Origin of the sequence: Occultella glacieicola (genome assembly GCF_004353825.1) — a bacterium.
GTDB lineage: Bacteria > Actinomycetota > Actinomycetes > Actinomycetales > Beutenbergiaceae > Occultella > Occultella glacieicola.
This window is the reverse complement of record NZ_SMNA01000002.1, coordinates 1-16,743: the sequence shown is the minus strand read 5'-3', so window position 1 is coordinate 16,743 and position 16,743 is coordinate 1. Positions and strand designations below refer to the sequence as shown.

Annotated in this window: 10 protein-coding genes; 4 read left to right on the top strand and 6 right to left on the bottom strand. The window is 71.9% G+C overall.

Going from position 1 to position 16,743, the window contains the following annotated elements; translation table 11 throughout:
• Positions 1-112: 112 nt before the first annotated feature.
• Both EXU48_RS02910 and EXU48_RS02905 read left to right on the top strand, forming a co-directional pair.
• Positions 113-2,506, top strand: coding sequence for an ABC transporter permease (locus EXU48_RS02910; RefSeq protein WP_133106108.1), 2,394 nt, complete (start codon positions 113-115; stop codon positions 2,504-2,506).
• 5 nt (positions 2,507-2,511) lie between these two features.
• Positions 2,512-3,300 (top strand): ABC transporter ATP-binding protein, encoded by a 789-nt coding sequence (locus EXU48_RS02905; protein WP_207947607.1) that lies wholly within the window; start codon positions 2,512-2,514, stop codon positions 3,298-3,300.
• A 9-nt stretch (positions 3,301-3,309) separates the two neighbouring features.
• Here EXU48_RS02905 and EXU48_RS02900 read toward each other — a convergent pair whose 3' ends face one another.
• A complete protein-coding gene (locus EXU48_RS02900; protein WP_133106107.1) occupies positions 3,310-7,068 on the bottom strand; it encodes a CBM96 family carbohydrate-binding protein in 3,759 nt (1,252 codons plus the stop codon).
• A 142-nt stretch (positions 7,069-7,210) separates the two neighbouring features.
• Here EXU48_RS02900 and EXU48_RS02895 point away from each other — a divergent pair, with 142 nt between their 5' ends.
• Positions 7,211-8,347 (top strand): substrate-binding domain-containing protein, encoded by a 1,137-nt coding sequence (locus EXU48_RS02895; protein WP_133106106.1) that lies wholly within the window; start codon positions 7,211-7,213, stop codon positions 8,345-8,347.
• 7 nt (positions 8,348-8,354) lie between these two features.
• On the opposite strand, the gene EXU48_RS02890 is transcribed toward EXU48_RS02895, so the two are convergent.
• The 5 genes from EXU48_RS02890 to EXU48_RS02870 are packed head-to-tail and all read right to left on the bottom strand — an operon-like array spanning position 8,355 to position 13,920.
• On the bottom strand, positions 8,355-9,596 hold the full coding sequence (locus tag EXU48_RS02890) for a CehA/McbA family metallohydrolase (RefSeq protein WP_133106105.1): 1,242 nt from the start codon (positions 9,594-9,596) through the stop codon (positions 8,355-8,357).
• A gap of 3 nt (positions 9,597-9,599) precedes the next feature.
• On the bottom strand, positions 9,600-10,673 hold the full coding sequence (locus EXU48_RS02885; RefSeq protein WP_133106104.1) for an ABC transporter ATP-binding protein: 1,074 nt from the start codon (positions 10,671-10,673) through the stop codon (positions 9,600-9,602).
• Positions 10,673-11,524 carry a carbohydrate ABC transporter permease gene (locus EXU48_RS02880; RefSeq protein ID WP_133106103.1) on the bottom strand — a complete coding sequence of 284 codons (852 nt, stop codon included), beginning with the start codon at positions 11,522-11,524 and terminating at the stop codon, positions 10,673-10,675. The genes EXU48_RS02885 and EXU48_RS02880 overlap by 1 nt, the downstream gene beginning before the upstream one ends.
• Positions 11,521-12,465: a carbohydrate ABC transporter permease gene (locus tag EXU48_RS02875; RefSeq protein ID WP_133106102.1), complete on the bottom strand. Its 945-nt coding sequence runs from the start codon at positions 12,463-12,465 to the stop codon at positions 11,521-11,523. The genes EXU48_RS02880 and EXU48_RS02875 overlap by 4 nt, the downstream gene beginning before the upstream one ends.
• A gap of 33 nt (positions 12,466-12,498) precedes the next feature.
• On the bottom strand, positions 12,499-13,920 hold the full coding sequence (locus tag EXU48_RS02870) for an extracellular solute-binding protein (RefSeq protein WP_133106101.1): 1,422 nt from the start codon (positions 13,918-13,920) through the stop codon (positions 12,499-12,501).
• Positions 13,921-14,168: 248 nt separating this feature from the next.
• On the opposite strand from EXU48_RS02870, the gene EXU48_RS02865 reads away from it, so the two are divergent.
• Positions 14,169-16,743 (top strand): chromosome segregation SMC family protein (locus EXU48_RS02865; protein WP_133106100.1); only part of this gene is annotated, 2,575 nt, incomplete at its 3' end.

The window sequence follows — 16,743 nt, the reverse complement described above, 5'->3', positions numbered from 1 at the left end:
TGGGTCCGGGCGAACCCTGACGGGATCACCTTGACCTGTCCCGGTCGCGATCAGGGGTTGCTCAGGGCGACCACCGATACCCACAGGCTCGCGGTTCGGCAACGGTTGAGCCATGAACCCCAGTCAGCGCACGGTGCTGGGACGGCTCACCCGCAACGCGGTTCGCCGGAACCCGACGACCGCCGTCGTGCTCGTTCTGTTCGTGGCACTGTCGGCCGCGCTCGCGAGTTCGGCTGGTGCGCTCATCGTGACCGTCACCGGGGCCAGTGCCTCACTGATGGAGCAGGCGCGCACCCCGCACTTCCTACAGATGCACGCTGGGACCGTCGACTCCGAGCGGATGGCCGCGTTCGCCGCGGAGAACGAGCGGGTCGAGGAGTTCGCGGTGGTTCCGATGCTGAACGTGGACGGTTCGACGATCCGGGTCACCGGGGCCGGCACCGACACGACGCTCGCCCCGGGCCTGCAGGACAACTCGTTCGTGACCCAGAACGCCGAGTTCGACCTGCTGCTGGACACCGACGGCGCGGTGATCGAGCCCGAGCCCGGCACCGTCTGGCTACCGCTGTACTACGCCGACCTGCTCGACCTGGAGGAGGGGCAGACGCTCACCGTGACCGGACCCGACGGCGCCGTTGACCTCGAGGTCGCCGGATTCCTGCGGGACTCCCAGATGAACTACTCCTACGCCTCGTCGAAGCGGCTGCTCGTCGCACCGGCCGTCCTCGAGCAGCTGACCGGCGTCGTGGGTCAGGCCGGCGCCATCGAGTACCTCATCCAGTTCCGGCTCGCCGACGTCGCCGCCGTGAGCCAGTTCGAGGCCGAGTACCGGACGGCCGGGCTGGAGGCCAACGGGCCGACGCTCACGTGGACGCTGTTCGCCCTCGTCAATTCGCTCTCCGGCGGCATCACCGCGGCCGTCGTGATCCTCGTGACGGTGCTGCTGGTCGCCATCGCGCTGCTCTGCATCCGGTTCACCCTGCTCACCACACTCGAACGGGACTACCGCGAGATCGGCGTGCTCAAGGCCATCGGTGTGCGTGACCGCGAACTCCGCCGGCTCTACCTGCGCAGGTACCTGGTGCTCGCCGCGATCGGCGCCGTCATCGGGCTGGCGGGGTCGCTCGCGCTGAGCCCGGTGCTGCTCGCCGATGTCCAGCGCTACCTCGGACCGACCGGACGGACCATCCCGTCGCTGTTCCTGGGCCTCGCGCTGAGTGCGCTCATCGTCGCGGTCGTGGTGCTCGCCGTGCGACGCACCCTTCGCCGTCTCGCGACCGTCTCGCCCGTTCAGGCGATCCGCACCGGCGCCCCCGTGGCCGATACCGCGCGCCGACGCCCGGCACGACTGCTATCCGCACTGGGTGACCGTCCGGCGACGTCCGTGCGCCTCGGCCTGCGGGACGTGCTCCGGCGGCCCACGCTGTACGTGGTGCCGCTCGTGATCTACGCTCTCGGAGCCTTCATCCTGATCCTGCCGCAGAACCTGCACACCACGGTGACCGCACCGGGATTCGTCACCTACATGGGTGCCGGGGTCAGCGACGTGCGGGTCGACGCCCAGGGCGACTCCGCCGACCGGGTCGCCGACCTGGATCAACGGCTCGCGCAGGACCCGCGGGTGGCCGCCCATGCCGTGCTCGCCACGGCCTCCTACACCGCCGCCGACGCCGACGGCGCGCCCGTGACCGTGAAGATCGAGTCCGGGGACCTGGCCGCGTTCCCGCTGACCTATGCCGACGGTGTCGCACCGAGCGCCGACACCGAGATCGCCCTGTCCCGGCTGCAGGCCGACGTGCTCGGCGCCGGGATCGGGGATCGGGTCATGGTAACGCCGGTGGCGCCCGACCGGGACCGAGGGGTGTCGCTGGAGTTGACCGTCACCGGCATCTACCAGGACATCACCAACGGTGGGCACACCGCGAAGATGGTCGCCCCGCACACCGCTGCCGACCTCATGTGGACCGCCGTCTACGCCGACTTCGACCCCGGCGTGGACGTGCCCACCGCGATCGCCGACTACGCCGCGGCCTATCCCGACCTCGAGGTCAGCTCGGTGCGGGAGTACATCGTCGCGACGATGAGCGGCACCATCGACGCCCTGCGCGCCGTCGCTATCGCCGCTCTCGGGATCGGGCTGGCCGTGGCGGCCCTCATCACGGTCCTGTTCATGCGGCTGCTCATCGTGCGCGACGCCTTCGGGATCGGCGTGATGCGGGCGCTCGGCTTCCGCGACGGGCAGGTCCAGGTCCAGTACCTGGTCCGCTCCGCGGTCGTGCTCGCCGTCGGTGTCCTCCTGGGCGCGGTCGGCGCGCGATTCCTCGGCGGCGGGCTCGCCGGCCTGTTCCTCTCGGGCGTCGGCCTGTCGGACCTGAGCCTGGTCGCGAGCCCCTGGCTCGCCTACGCCGCATCCCCGCTCGCCCTGCTGCTCGTCGTCGCTCTGGCCACGGCCGTCAGCACACGTCCGGACACCCACCTCGCCATCTCCACCACCATCAAGGACTAGGACCGATGATGATCACCACCGTCTCGCCCACCGGTTCCGACACCGCGCTCCTGAGCGCCCACGCAGTCACGAAGAGCTTCACCGTGGACGGCCGGGCCGTGGAGGTGTTGCACGGCGTCGACCTGAGCATCGCCAACGGTGAGTTCGTGACCGTCATGGGACCCTCCGGCTCCGGCAAGTCGACGCTGCTCTACGGCCTCTCCGGGATGGACGCGGTCGACGCCGGCACCGTGCGTCTCGATCAGGTGGAACTCACCGCCCTGACCTCCGACCTGCTCGCGGACCACCGACGCGAGCACATGGGCTTCGTGTTCCAGCAGCCCACGATGCTGCGCGACCTCGGACTGCTGGAGAACATCGTCCTGACCAGTTCCCTCGACCGGGTCGGCACGCCCGCGGACCGGGTGTCCCGGGCCGAGGAACTCATGCGCCGGGCCGGGATCTGGGACCTACGCGCACGGATGCCGGCCCAGGTGTCGGGCGGTCAGCTGCAGCGGGCCGGCATCTGCCGGGCGTTGATGCGCCGGCCCCGGATCGTCTTCGGTGACGAGCCCACCGGCTCGCTCAACCGCGAGTCCGCCGAGCAGATCCTCGACCTGCTCACCGAGCTCAACCGGGACGGCACCACGATGCTCGTTGTCACCCATGACGTGCGCGTGGCCGCCCGGGCGGACCGCGTGGTCTTCATGATCGACGGTCGGATCGTCGACGAACTCGGCCTCACCGGCGACGCCGGTCCCGACCTGGCGCGGGTTGACGCGGTGATCGGCCGGATGCGGGAGCTCGGCATCTAGTCCGCCGGCTCACTCGCAGGCCGGGTCGAGAACGCGGACCTCGGTCTCGATGAGGACCGAGCCGGCCGCCTCGGAACAGGTCAGGGTGCCCACGACCTGTGACTCGAGCATGGCCAGCGTGCCACCGGGGGTCAGCGCGGTCAGCGGGCCGCGGATCGTGCTCGACGCCACCCAGATGACCGCACCTTCGCCGGACAGCTGAACCGGACCGTTGATGGTGGCGTCGGTCAGAACCACCGTGCCTGCGGCGGGCACCGTAACCGGACCGGCGATCGTGGACCGCTCGATCCGGACCGACGTCCCGCCCGTGGCTGTCACCGGCCCTCGGACGTCTGCGTCGACGAGGCAGGCCACAGGCCCGGTCAGGGTGACCGCCCCGGAGTTCGAGCCGGTCACCGTGGACGAGCACGCGGTCGCCTCGGCCCAGTGCAGCACGAGCGTGGGGCCGCCCGCGCCCCGCTCCCGGGACCACACGGAGGTGCCGAAGGCCTGCCGGTCCTGAGCGTTCTGCAGTAGCGCGAATCCCAGACTCGCCTCGTCCGCGCCCAGAACGGCCGCGACGGCGTCGGTCACGTCGACGCTCACCGGTGCCGGCTCGCTACCCGCCGTGAACTGTGCGACCGGGACGCCGACGGCGGGGCGGGAGTTCCAGGTCAGGGTCGCCTCGGTCCAGTCCGCGCCGGCAGTGCTGACGTCGACCACCATGGTGCGGTCGGTGGTGACGCCGGCCGTCATGACCAGCTCGGCGGCCACCAGCTCGCGTCCGTCGGCCGGTTCGAGGTCGAACGCGAGATAGGTCTCCCGGTTGAAGCCGGCGTTGCTGCCGCTCGGGTCGCGTTTGACCGTCATCGAGGTGGCCGAGCCGTAGGACGTATCGGCGTACGTACCGTCCCGCACGTACCCGTCGCGGGCGGCGGCCAGGGTGGTGGTGCTGGGATCGGTCACCGACACGGCGGCACGTCCGCCCACCAGCGTCCCCGTCGGTGAGCGCCAGAGCGCCGTCAGGAGTGTCGATCCGACGGACCGGGCCACCACCACGCCGTCGCTCGTGAACTCGGCGACCTCGGCGTCCGAGGAGCGTACGGACGCCGTGGTCAGATCCAGTGGGACCGTTGATCCGTCACTCATCGTGACGGTGAGCCCCGGGGTGTCCACCGTCCGCGGGTGCAGGTTCAGGGCACCGGAGCCGATCGCGATCGCGACCGGGTCGGGGGCGGCGGGTTCGGTCTGTGGCCACTCGCCCTGCGCGGTTCTGACCCGGAGCTCGGACAGGCTCATCCACATGTTCGCGCTGTTGCCGTGGGCGAGGATCCGCACGTACGAGGCCTGGACCGGGTCGAAGGCGACGTCCTCCAGGTCAAGCGTGGTCCCCGAACTCGCGCCGGACCACACGGTCGACCACTGCTCGCCGTCCAGCGAGGTCTGCACGTCGTAGCTGTACACCCGGGTGCTGCCCATGCTCCAGGCGACCCGGACGCCGTCCACGGTCGTCGTCGCGGGGAGGTTGGCGCGTAGCCACTGACCGTCTCCCTGTGCAGACCAGAACGTGCCGAGATCGCCGTCGGTGGCGTTCGACGTCGGGTTCGTGCCGACGATGCTTCCGGTCAGCGGACCGCTGTACGGGCGGGTCAGGTGCACCCGGTACCGGGTCCGGCACTCGTCCCCCGCGGGTCCGACGCAGACGACGGCGGTGCCCGGCAGTGCGTCCGGCATCTGCACGTCGACCTGGTCCGTCGCGGCGCTCGGGACCGCCTCGATCTCGCCGAGGTCCGTCGTCTCGAGCACGAGCGTGCGGGTGTCGGCGGAGAAACCGGGGATCGTCACGCCGTCGTGGGTGAGGTCGCTCAGCGTGGACGCCCCGGGGGCGGGCACCGTCCAGTCCGCGAGGGCGGTCACGACCGGTGCCGGCTCGCCTTCGCCGCCGACCGGCAGCGGCTCGAGCAGGATGGACAGGCGCAGGTCGGTGACCCCGGGCAGGCGCACGGTCAGTTTGGACTGGCCGTTGGCCGCTTGTCCGTCCGGGTTCGGTGACGTCGGCAGCGGCTCGGCGGCCATCACCGAGAACTGGGCCCCGGCCGGGGCGTCGAGGAACCGGGCGAGCAGGTGCCGGCCCTCGATGGTCAGCACGGCGCTGCGTCCGTCCGTCGCGATCTCGACGTCTGCCGAGGTGTGCATGAACCACCACGCCTCGACCGGGGTGGTGGCGCTCAGCTCGTCCTGGACGACCACCCGGGAGCGGTCGTCGATCATCGCGACACCGCGCTGCCAGGAGGTCACGCCCTGGTCGGCGTAGGCCTCGGTGAGGTCCGCCACCGCGAACGCGCCCGCGGGTGAGCCCTCTTGGGCGATGATCCGCCCGGCCGCCGCGACGGACTGGTCCGGTCCCGATCCGGGGTTGATGACCAGGGTGTTCTGGCCCTCCGCGCGCTTGCGGTAGTAGGTCCAGCGGTCGCCGTCGGGTCCGGTGCTGAAGTAGCCGGGCAGGCTGTAGGAGTCGGCGCCGAGCTCGTCCGCCCAGCGGGTACCGAGGGCGTCGAGGACGAAGGTGCCCATGTCCAGGTCGCCGTGGTTGTTGCTGTTGTCGCCGGCCTTGAAACCGGTGAACAACGCCGTCGGCGTGCTCCACGCCGAGCGCGACAGGACCGTCTCGGTGCCGCTGAAGTACCGGTCGAGGGGCATCTCGGTCTGCGCCGGGGTGGCCCGCTCGGACAGGCCGTACCAGAGCAGGGCCTGAGGATTCGTGGGCGTGCGCAGCCCCTCGTCGGCCCACCAGGCGTACCCGGGCTGGTCGTAGCGGTCCGCCAACCAGTAGGCGGCCGGCGGGCCGCCGTAGGTCGAGGACGCGTCGGAGTAGTTGAATGTGCGTCCGGACGGGCCGGCCATGTACATCGAGAAGTCGACCGTCCCGGACAGCCCGGGTGCGTCGGAGATGCCGAAGTCATCGCCGACGGCGGTGCCGAGGCTGGCCAGATAGGGCACCAGGTAGCGGGTGGCGTAGTCCCAGTAGGTCGGGCCCTCGGGGTAGCCGCCGTCCGGGGCGTACTCGTCGAGGGCCGGCCCGACGTGCGAGAGCCCGAGCTGCAGCAGCGACTCGGCCCGCTCGGGCTCGATCTCGGCGAGGGCCAGCGCGGCGATGCCGATCCCGCTGGTGCACACGATCGACCAGTTGCTCGTCGTGGTGGTCCAGGACGCGCCGGCGTCGTAGCCCGCCTGGGCCGGCTCGAAGCCGTGCGTGACCATGGCCGTCTCGAGCACGCCCCGCTGCTGCGCGGTCAGGGCCGGATACAGCCAGTCGTAACCGATCGCGAACGCGTGCAGCATCTCGGCCACGGACAGGAAGCTCTCCGGGTTCCAGTCCGGGAACTGTGCCGCCGCGGCCAGCTCCGCGTAGGCCCGGTCCAGGAAACGGGTGTCCTCGGTCAGCCGGTAGGAGAGGGCGAGCACGTACGTTCGGTTGAGGATCGTCCGCACCGGGGTGAGCAGGCTGCGCCCGTCCGGGAAGTCATAGATCGTGACCGGCGCGGCCAGGAGCGACTCGGCCTGCCCGACGACGTCATCGGCAAGAGCCGCGGCGTCGTCGTCCGTGGCGATCCAGCCCTGGACGTCGGCCAGGGCGGCATCGTCGAGGATCAGTCGTGGGTGGTCGGTGCGGACCAGGTCGACGACGCTCTCCGGCGCCTCCGGCGTGAAGCCGGGATCGGCGTCTGCGGTCCCGGCCACGGCCAGCGACGTGGCGACCATGGTCAACGCGGTCGCGACCGACGTCACGACTCTCGCTCGAACTGTCCTCACTCGAAGCCTCCGTTGCCTCAGCCGATGCGTCGTTACATCGATCGGCGCTCAGCGTTGCGCCACGTGATCGGCCCGGTCCAGCCGTGGCGGAGAAACGATCAGAACCGGTCACGTTGCGATGGCGCCCCCGACCCGCTATTCCTGTGGGGTGCTCACCGAGGAACGCCGCGCCCGCATCGCTGCGGAGCTCCGGGCCAGCGGCGCCGTGGAGGTCCGCGAGCTCGCCGAGCGGTTCGACGTCAGCGTGATCACGATCCGGCGCGACCTGGCGTCGGTGGTCGCCTCCTCGCCGCCGTCGCGGCGGGTGCGCGGTGGTGCGGTCCGGGAGCCGGCCGGCGCGGCCCCGGAGCGGTCGCGTGCTCGCAGGGCTCGCAGTCCTCGCGAGACGGCTCACGACGGCGAGGGTGCCCTGGTCGGGATCGTCGTGCCTGCGCGGGATTACTACTACCGCGCCGTCGTGGACGGCGCCCACGACGAGGCCGACCGGCTCGGGCTCCGGCTGCTGCTCGGGGTGTCCGACTACTCCCGCGAGGACGAGGTGACCCTGGTCGAGCGGATGCTCGCGCGCGGCGTGGACGCGCTGCTCGTCACGCCGGCCCGGACGCAGTCCGCCGACGCCCGCATCTACCGCCTGCTCGCCGACGCCCGGATGCCGGTGGTGCTGGTCGAGCGCGAGGTGCCCGATCCGTTCTCCGGCATCGAGTCCGTGCACACCGACCATGCGCTCGGGATGGCCACGGCCATGCGCCACCTCATCACCCTCGGACATCGCCGGATCGGGCTCGTCATGCGCCCGCGCAATCCCACCGGACCGTGGCTGCGGGCCGGGATGGCGCTCGCCCGCGACGAGGCGGGGCCTTCGGTCCAGACGTTCGAGCACACCGTCGGCCCGGGCACCGGCGAGGAGTACACCCGGAGTCTGCGTGAGGTCCTGGACTCGGTTGGTGCGGCCGGCGAGAGCGCCGTGGTGGTGCTCTCCGACCACGAAGCCGTCGACCTCGCCGACGCCGCGCCTGCGGTGGGACTCCGGGTCCCGGAGGACCTCGCGATCGTCGCCTACGACGACGAGCGCGCCGCGGACGCCACGGTGCCGCTCACGGCCGTCGCGCCGCCCAAGCGCGATCTCGGGCGTCTCGCCGTGCGCATGTGCGCCGACCGGTTCGCGGAGCTGGACGCACCGGCCGCGCAGGCCCTGAGCCCGCGCCGTCAGGTGCTGCTGCCGACGCTCCGGGTGCGCGCGTCCACGACGATCTGAGCGACGCTCAGGCGCAGATCGCCAGCACCCGCCGGTCGGGGTCCTCGAGCCGGTACGGGCCGGCGCCCGAGGCCGAGGCGACCGTGACCGACGGACCGGTGATCCGCCGTCGGGCGCCTTCGATGTCCACGAGCACCGCACCCTCGGCCGCCAGCGCGACCAGGTCATCGCCCAGGCGCAGCAGCATCGGGGTGTGCAGGGGGTCGGGCGTGGCGTCCGGGCGCACCCCGACGCTGATGGAGGTGCGGCCCGCCTGGACGCCGGCGAGGATGGCCTCCGGCGTGTTCTCCTGCGCGGCCACCCAGGTGGTCGGGGTGCCGAGGGTCCAGCCCTGGCCGGGCTTGTGGAAGTCCGAACCTCCGATCGGGACCACATCACCCCAGCGCGCCCAGAACGCCCAGGGGAACGAGGCGGTCAGATCCCGGAACCAGGAGATGTGCCACAGCTCCAGGGCACTCGGCAACGTGGTCAACGGGTGCTGCCAGGCACAGTCGCCGTCGACGGGGTGGTTCACCGAGAGCACCCCGCCGCGGGCGGCGACCGTCTCGACCCACCGTTGCGCGCTCCCGCGGAAGTCGATCCAGCCGATGTCCCCGAACGCGTTCGCGTGCCCGCGGGCGGTGGTGACCTCCTGGCCCGGGAGCAGGGTCACGCCGTGCCGGGTGCCGACGCCGGGCAGGTGCGCGTGGTGGCTGACCGTGTTGTGGTCGGTGACGGCGAGGAAGTCCAGGCCGGCGGCGGCGGCCCGGGCGCCCAGCTGGTCGATGCTCTCCGCGCCGTCGGAGTGCAGGGTGTGGGCGTGGAAGTCGCCGGCGAACCAGGTCAGCCCGTCCGGTGCGGGCAGGTCGCGGGTGGACCCGCGTGGGGCGCCCTGCCCGACGGCGGCACGCGGCTCGGTCTCGACGGCGCCGGTCGCCGGGATGTCGATCTCGAGGACGACGTCGAGACCCGTGGCGGGCAGTTGGTGCAGGCCGAGGATCACGTGCCATTCGCCGGGCTCGAGCTCGCCGGGCAGGTACCCGGGGGTGGCCGCTGTCGGTGCGATCACGAACCGGCTCCGGGCCCCGCCGGACCAGCCGCGCCACCCGGACGCACCCTCACAGCCGAGGTCCAGGACGCCGGCGGAGGTGTCGTAGTCCAGGCGGACCTCCACCGACTCCGTCCCCGGCGCCACCTCGAAGGCGACCGGGTGGTAACGGCCGGCGATCTGGTCGTCGATGGTCAGGTGCAGGCGGTGCGTGGTCGTCAAGGCTCAGCCGATCAGGTCGGTGGACTCGGAGTCGAACAGCAGGCTACGGCGAGGGGTGGCGACCACCCAGCCACGGTCGCCCGGGCTGGGTTCGTCGTCCTCGGCCACAACCAGCTGCAGCCGGACCTCGCCGCTGTGCGCCGAGACCAGCACGGACGCCCCGAGGTTCTCGATGACACTCACCTCGGCCTCGATCCCGCCGTCCACCGGCTCGGTCGACCAGCGCAGGTACTCCGGGCGGGCGCCCCAGACCACCGGCGCGCCGTCGGCGACCGCGCCCTGCGCACCCACGGGCAACGGCGCGATGGCCCCCGCGACCCGGACCCCGCCGTCGGCCGTCTCGGCCTCGACCAGGTTCATCGGGGTGGACCCGATGAACCCGGCCACGAAGGTGTTCACGGGGCGGGAGAAGACCTCCCGGGGCGTGCCGACCTGCTGCAACCGGCCGGCCTTCATGACCGCGATCCGGTCGGCCAGGGCGAGCGCCTCCGCCTGGTCGTGCGTCACGAACACGGTCGTGACGCCGAGCTCGCGCTGGAGCTCCTTGAGGAAGGTGCGCGCCTCGAGTCGCAGCCGGGCGTCCAGGTTGGACAGCGGCTCGTCCAGGAGCAGCACCTCCGGACGGGTGGCGACGGCGCGGGCCAGCGCCACCCGCTGCTGCTGCCCACCCGAGAGCTGAGCCGGCCGGCGTTGCATCAGCCCGTGCAGCGACAGCCCCTCGCCGACCTCGGTGGCCGTCGTGCGCCGTGGGCCCTTGCCGACCCGCTTGATCTTCAGCGGGTAGGCGATGTTGTCCGCGACGTCCATGTGCGGGAACAGTGCGTAGTCCTGGAACACCATGGCCACGCCGCGCTCGCCGGGCTCCAGGTGGGTGACGTCCCGGTCGCCGATCTGCAGGGTGCCCTCGGTGATCGACTCCAGGCCCGCGATCGAGCGGAGCAGGGTGGTCTTGCCGCAGCCCGACGGGCCGAGCAGCGCGAAGAACTCGCCGTCGGCGACGGTGACGTCGACGCCGTCGACCCCGCGGACCCCGCCCGGGTACTCCTTGACCAGGGCGGTGGTGGTGATGGCTGCCATCAGGACTTGATCCCTCCGTGGAACCGGAATCCGTACCGGCGGTTGACGAGGAAGTACATCGCGATCACCGGGACGGAGAACACGAGTGAGAAGGCCGAGAGCAGCCGCAGATCGGGCTGGCCGCCCTCGGTGTAGAACGTGTACATCAGCACCGCGGCCGGCTGGGACTCGGGCGTGCGCAGCAGCAGGAACGGCACCAGGAAGTTGCCCCAGACCTGCACGACCGTCCAGACCGCCACGAACGCCAGACCCGGGCGGGCGGTGGGTACGACCACATGCGTGAGGATCTGCAGCGGGCTCGCCCCGTACAGCCGCGCGGACTCCTCATAGGACTTCGGGATCGAGTCCATGAAGTCCTTGAGGATGAACACGACGGTCGGCAGCACCCCACCGGCGAGTACCAGGATCACCCCGATCTGGGTGTTGATCAGCCCGATCTGGGTCATCAGTTGGAAGGTGGGCACCATCGCGGCGGTGCCGGTCACGATCGAGGAGAGCAGCAGCAGCGCGTACAGCAGCCCGTCCCGGCCCGGGATCCGCACCCGCGACAGCGCATAGGCCGCCAACGAGCCGAGTGCGAGGACCAGCACCATCGTGCCCACGCCGAGGATCAGCGAGTTCCGCAGCGATCCCAGGGCGTACCGGTTCTCGGCGAGTTGGGCGAAGTTCGCCAGGGTCCAGTCCGGCCAGCCGACCGTGAGCGACGGATCGGCGTCGAACGGGGCGGTGACCAGCCACAGCATCGGCAGCGCGAAGAACACGAGCACGAGGCCCATCGCGACCACGAACAGCACGCGGGAGAGGTAGTGCCGCACCATTCGGCGGCCGAGGGAGGGCGGGGGAGCGCTCATCTCCTGCCTCCCGAGGCGGCCCGGGCCACGCGCAGGTAGCCGAGCGCGATGACCAGGTTGATCAACAGCATGATCAGGGAGATCGCGGCGCCCATGCCCAGCTGCCCGCCCGGGATCGCGGTCGTGTAGATGTACACGGCGAGGATCGCCGACTCATCGCGCGGGCCGCCGGCGGTGAGCAGGTAGGGCGTGAACGTGTTGAACGTCCACAGGGTGATCAGCAGCGTGTTGGTCAGGATGTGCCCGCGGATGTTCGGCAGGACCACGTCCCGCAACTGCTGCCAGGAGCCCGCACCGACCATCCGGGCGCTCTCCAACTGCGAGGGTGGCACCGCGGCCAGCGCCGACGAGAACAGCAGCATCGAGAAGGCCGTGCCCACCCACACGTTGAACACGATGATGGCGACCATCGGGTACTCGATCAGCCAGGCCGTGCCCTCGGTGCCGAGCAACGCGTTCAGGGTGCCGGTGCGCCGGTCGAGCAACGCCAGCCACAGGAACGAGGCGACCGACGCCGGCACCACCCACGCGGCCAGCACCAGCGTCTCGATGACCGACTTGACCCAGCCACGCACCCGCCGCAGGGCCCAGGCCACCGAGAACCCGAGCAGGGTCTGCCCGATCACCCCGGAGACGAGGACGAAGATCAGGGTCAGCCACAGCGAGTGCCAGAACTCGTCGTCACCGAGCGCGGTGGCGAAGTTGTCCAGGCCCACGAACTCCGGGTTCGCCGCGGCGAGGCCGGTGAGCCGGTAGTCGGTCATGCCCAGGTAGATCGTCCAGACCGCCGGGAAGACGAGGAAGAGTCCGATCAGAGCGAGCGCGGGGGCGACGAACAGGCCGGCCCGGACCCGTCCGAGCCCGGCGACGTCGTCGGCGCGACGGCGACGGCCCGGCTGGCGGCGGAGCCCGGGCCCCGCCGCCGTGCCGGTCGCGCTCAACGCGTGGGCCGGTGGCCGGCCGGGCGGTGAGCGTCAGTCATTGTTGACGTTCTCCTCCCCGACGATGCCCGCGACGGCGTCCGCGTAGTCCGTGAGGGCGTCGTCGACCGGGTCTCCGGCCACGACGGCCTCGGTGGCCTCCTGCAGGGCGATCGAGACCTCCGGGTAGGCGGCCAGACCGGGCCGGTAGGCCGTGATCGGCAGCACCTCGTCGCTGACGAAGGTGAGCATCGGGTCGCTGGAGAGGAGTTCGGCGTTGACGTCGTCACGTGGGGTGATGTTCAGCGTGCCCGCGGCCCGAGCCTCGAAGGCCTCCGGGGAGTTCATGAAGGCCAGCAGTTCCCAGGCGAGTTCGGGGTTCTCGCTGTTCGGGTTCAGCACCCGTCCGGTCCCACCGGACATCGAGACGAAGTCCTGGCCGTTGATGCCGCTGCCCGGCTCGGTCGCCGGGATCCGCGTGTAGCCGACTACCTCGTCGCGGTTCTCCATCGGGGCGGTGCCGACGCCCTCGGCCGGGTTGATCACCGAACGCCAGAAGTAGTCGCCCTCGAGCAGGACCCCGATCTCGCCCGCCGCGAACTGCGCGAACGAGGTGTCCCGACCGGAGGCCTCCTGCTGGAGCACGGCGTCACCGAGCTGCTCGTCGACGTAGACCGTGCGGTAGAACTCGAGCACCTCGCGGAGCTCGTCGGTGCCACCGATCCACTGGTCGTCGGCGTACACCTCGGCCCCGGTGCCGACGAGCAACGGCAGCAGTCCCTGCATGGTGGTCGCCTCGCCCATGGCCGTGCCGGCGTTGATCTGAAGCGGGATCGGCACGCCGGAGTCGGCCAGGGCGCGGCCGGCCTCGAGGATCTCCTCCCAGCTGGTCGGCTGCCAGTCCTCGGGCAGCCCGGCCGCGGCGAACAGGTCCTTGTTGTAGTAGAGCACCCGGCCATCCGCGCCCTGCGGTATCCCGTACCGCTCGCCGTTGAAGGAGAGGGCGTTCTGCACCGCCTCGGAGATCTGGTCCCAGCCGTCCCAGTCGTCCACGGCCGCGCCGCCGACCGCGGTCAGCGGCTGGATGTACCCGGCCTCGGCGAACTCGCCGACCCAGATCCCGTCCATGCCGATGATGTCGGCGCCGCCACCGGACTGCAGGTCGAGTGAGATCTTCGTCTTGTAGTCCTCGTCGTCGACGCCCTGGGGTTCGAACTCGACCGTGACCTCGGTGCCGTCGGCGGCCATGGCCGCCTCGAACTCGGGGATCACCCAGTTCTCGATCCAGTCCGCCTCGGCGGCGTTCTTGCCGCCGGCGATCGCGTTCAGGGTGATGGTCAGGGTGACTGGGCCGTCGCCGCCCGTGTCACCGCCGCCGTCGGTAGGGTCGTCCGACCCACCGTCGTTGCCGCACGCGCCGAGCACCAGGGCCGCCGCGGCCGTGCCGGCGATGATCGCTGCCAAGTTCCGTCTCATGCTCGATCCTCCGAGAATCGTCCACGTCGCCCGGGCGCCGCGGTGCTGATGATGTGCGGTGAACCCGACCCCCGCGTCGGCATGACGGTGCCGCCCCAGTGAGTTCCCCCGTGTTGCCGCATGCTGCTCTCGGTCCTCCCCGACCGTGCCATGTCCATATGTCCGGACGAACTCGACTCTATGGCGTCGGGTCCCCGAGGTCTAGGGGTGGATCTCCGCCGGCGCGGGCCCGGCGTTAGGCTGCGGGGGTGCACCTGAAGACGCTGACCCTGCGAGGATTCAAGTCCTTCGCGTCGGCGACCACGCTTCACCTCGAGCCGGGTATCACCTGCGTGGTCGGACCGAACGGGTCGGGCAAGTCGAATGTGGTGGATGCGTTGTCCTGGGTGATGGGGGAGCAGGGTGCGAAGACCCTGCGCGGCGGCAACATGGCCGACGTCATCTTCGCCGGCACCTCCTCGCGCCCGCCGCTGGGCCGCGCCGAGGTGTCGCTGACCATCGACAACACCGACGGCGCCCTGCCGATCGAGTACTCCGAGGTCACCATCTCGAGGACGCTGTTCCGCAACGGCGGCTCCGAGTACGCCATCAACGGCTCCGGTTGCCGGCTCCTGGACATCCAGGACCTCCTCTCGGACTCCGGGCTCGGCCGGGAGATGCACGTGATCGTGGGGCAGGGCCGCCTCGACTCCGTGCTCCAGGCCAGTCCCGAGGACCGTCGGGGCTTCATCGAGGAGGCGGCCGGGGTCCTCAAGCACCGCAAGCGCAAGGAGAAGGCGCTCCGCAAGCTCGAGGCGATGGCTGCGAACCTCGCCCGGGTCAGCGACCTCTCCACCGAGATCCGGCGCCAGCTCGGACCGCTGGCGAAACAGGCCGACGTGGCCCGACGGGCCCAGGTGGTGCAGGTCGACCTGCGCGACGCCCGCGCCCGGCTGCTCGCCGACGACCTCGTCCAGCTCACCTCCACCCTCGCCCAGGAGGTCGCCGACGAGACCGCGCTGCGGGCCAAGCGCGCCGAGGTGGAGACCGCGCAGGAGCGGGCCCGGGCCCGGCTCACCGACCTCGAGGCGGCCGCCGCGGCCGCGGCCCCGCACCTGTCCGACGCCACCGAGCAGTGGTACCGGCTGTCCAGCCTGCGCGAACGGTTGCGCGGCACGCACACCCTCGCCGCCGAACGCTGCCGGCTGCTCGGCGGTCCGGTCGAGACCGAGCAGCAGCGCCGGGATCCCGACGACCTGGACGCCCAGGCCCGCCGCGCCCGCCAGGCCGAGGCCGACCTGGACACCGAGATCGGCAAGGCTCGCGCCGACCTCGAGGCGGCGACCACGGAGCGCCGGCACGTCGAGGAGAAGGCCGCCGAGGCCGAACGTGCTCTCGCCGCCGTGCACCGCGGGGTGGCGGACCGCCGGGAGGGCCTCGCCCAGCTGACCGGCCAGGTCGGCGCCCGGCGTAGCCGGCTCGAGGCGACCGAGGCCGAAATGCAGCGCCTGCGCGCGAACCTGGACTCCGCCGTCGAACGCGCGGAGACCGCGCAGCAGGCGTTCGCGAGCCTCGAGCAGCAGGCGGTCGGCGCCCAGGAGGGCGAGGAGGGCCTCGACGAGGCCCACGAAGCCGCGCTCGCCGCGCTCGAGGTCGCCACCGAGAAGGTCCGCGAACTGCAGGAGGCCGAGCGGGAGGCCGAGGGTGCCCGCGCCACCTGGACCGCGCGGCGCGATGCCCTCGACCTGTCCCTGACCCGCAAGGACGGCACCGGCTCGCTGCTCGAGGGGAACCCGGTGCCGGGCGTGCTCGGCTCGCTCGCAGACCTGCTCACGGTCGAACCAGGCTTCGAGAACGCGATCGCCGCCGCGCTCGGCCAGCTCGCCGACGCGGCCGCCGTCGAGTCGGTGGACGTCGCCGTCGACGCGCTCCGGCACGTCCGGGAGCAGGACGCCGGGCAGGCCCGGCTCATGATCGCGGCAGCGCCGAACCTGCCCGACGGCGCCGGCTCGCTGACGTCCTCGGGCCCGGCGCCCGCGGGTGGTCGGTGGGCGAGTGAACTCGTGCGGGTCGAGGGGCCGATGGCCGGGACCGTCGCCCGGCTCCTGCACGGGGTCGTGGTGGTCGATGACCTCCGCTCGGCCCGAGCCGCGCTGGCCGGCGCCGGTGGCCACGACGAGCCCGACGGCGCCGCACTGGTCGTGGTGACCAGCGACGGCGACGTGCTCAGCCATACCGACGCCCGCGGCGGCAGCGCCGGCGGTCCGAGCGTGCTCGAGGTGCACGCCGCCCGCGAGGAGGCGCACACCGAGCTCACGGCCGCGATCGCCCGGGCCGAGCAGACCCGGTTCGCGCTCGGTCCGGCGACGCAGGCACAGGCGGACGCCAGGGCCGAGGCGGACCACACCCTGAACGCCCTGCACGACTCCGACGCCCAGCTCGCCGCGGTCTCCGAGAAGCTCGGCCAGCACGGCTCCACGCTGCGTGCGGCCACCGCCGAGGCGGAACGGATCCGGCCGGCCATCGAAGCCGCCGAGGCCAAGCGGACCACGTACGCCGAGGAACTGGCGGAGATCGCCGAGCGGCTCCAGCACGCCCAGCGGGAACCGGACCAGGCGGCCACCGATCTGGAGGGCGCAACCGGTGCTCGGGACGAGACGGCGGCGGCCGCCACCGCCGCCCGCGCCAGGGAGACCGACGCCCGGCTCGTGCTGCGCACCGTGGAGGAGCGGGTTCGCGCGATCGCCGGCCGCGCCGAGTCCCTCGAGCGGGCCGCCAAGGCGGAGCGGCACGCCCGCGAGGTGGCCGCCCAGCGGGCCCGGCGCCGCGCCGAGCAGTCCCGGG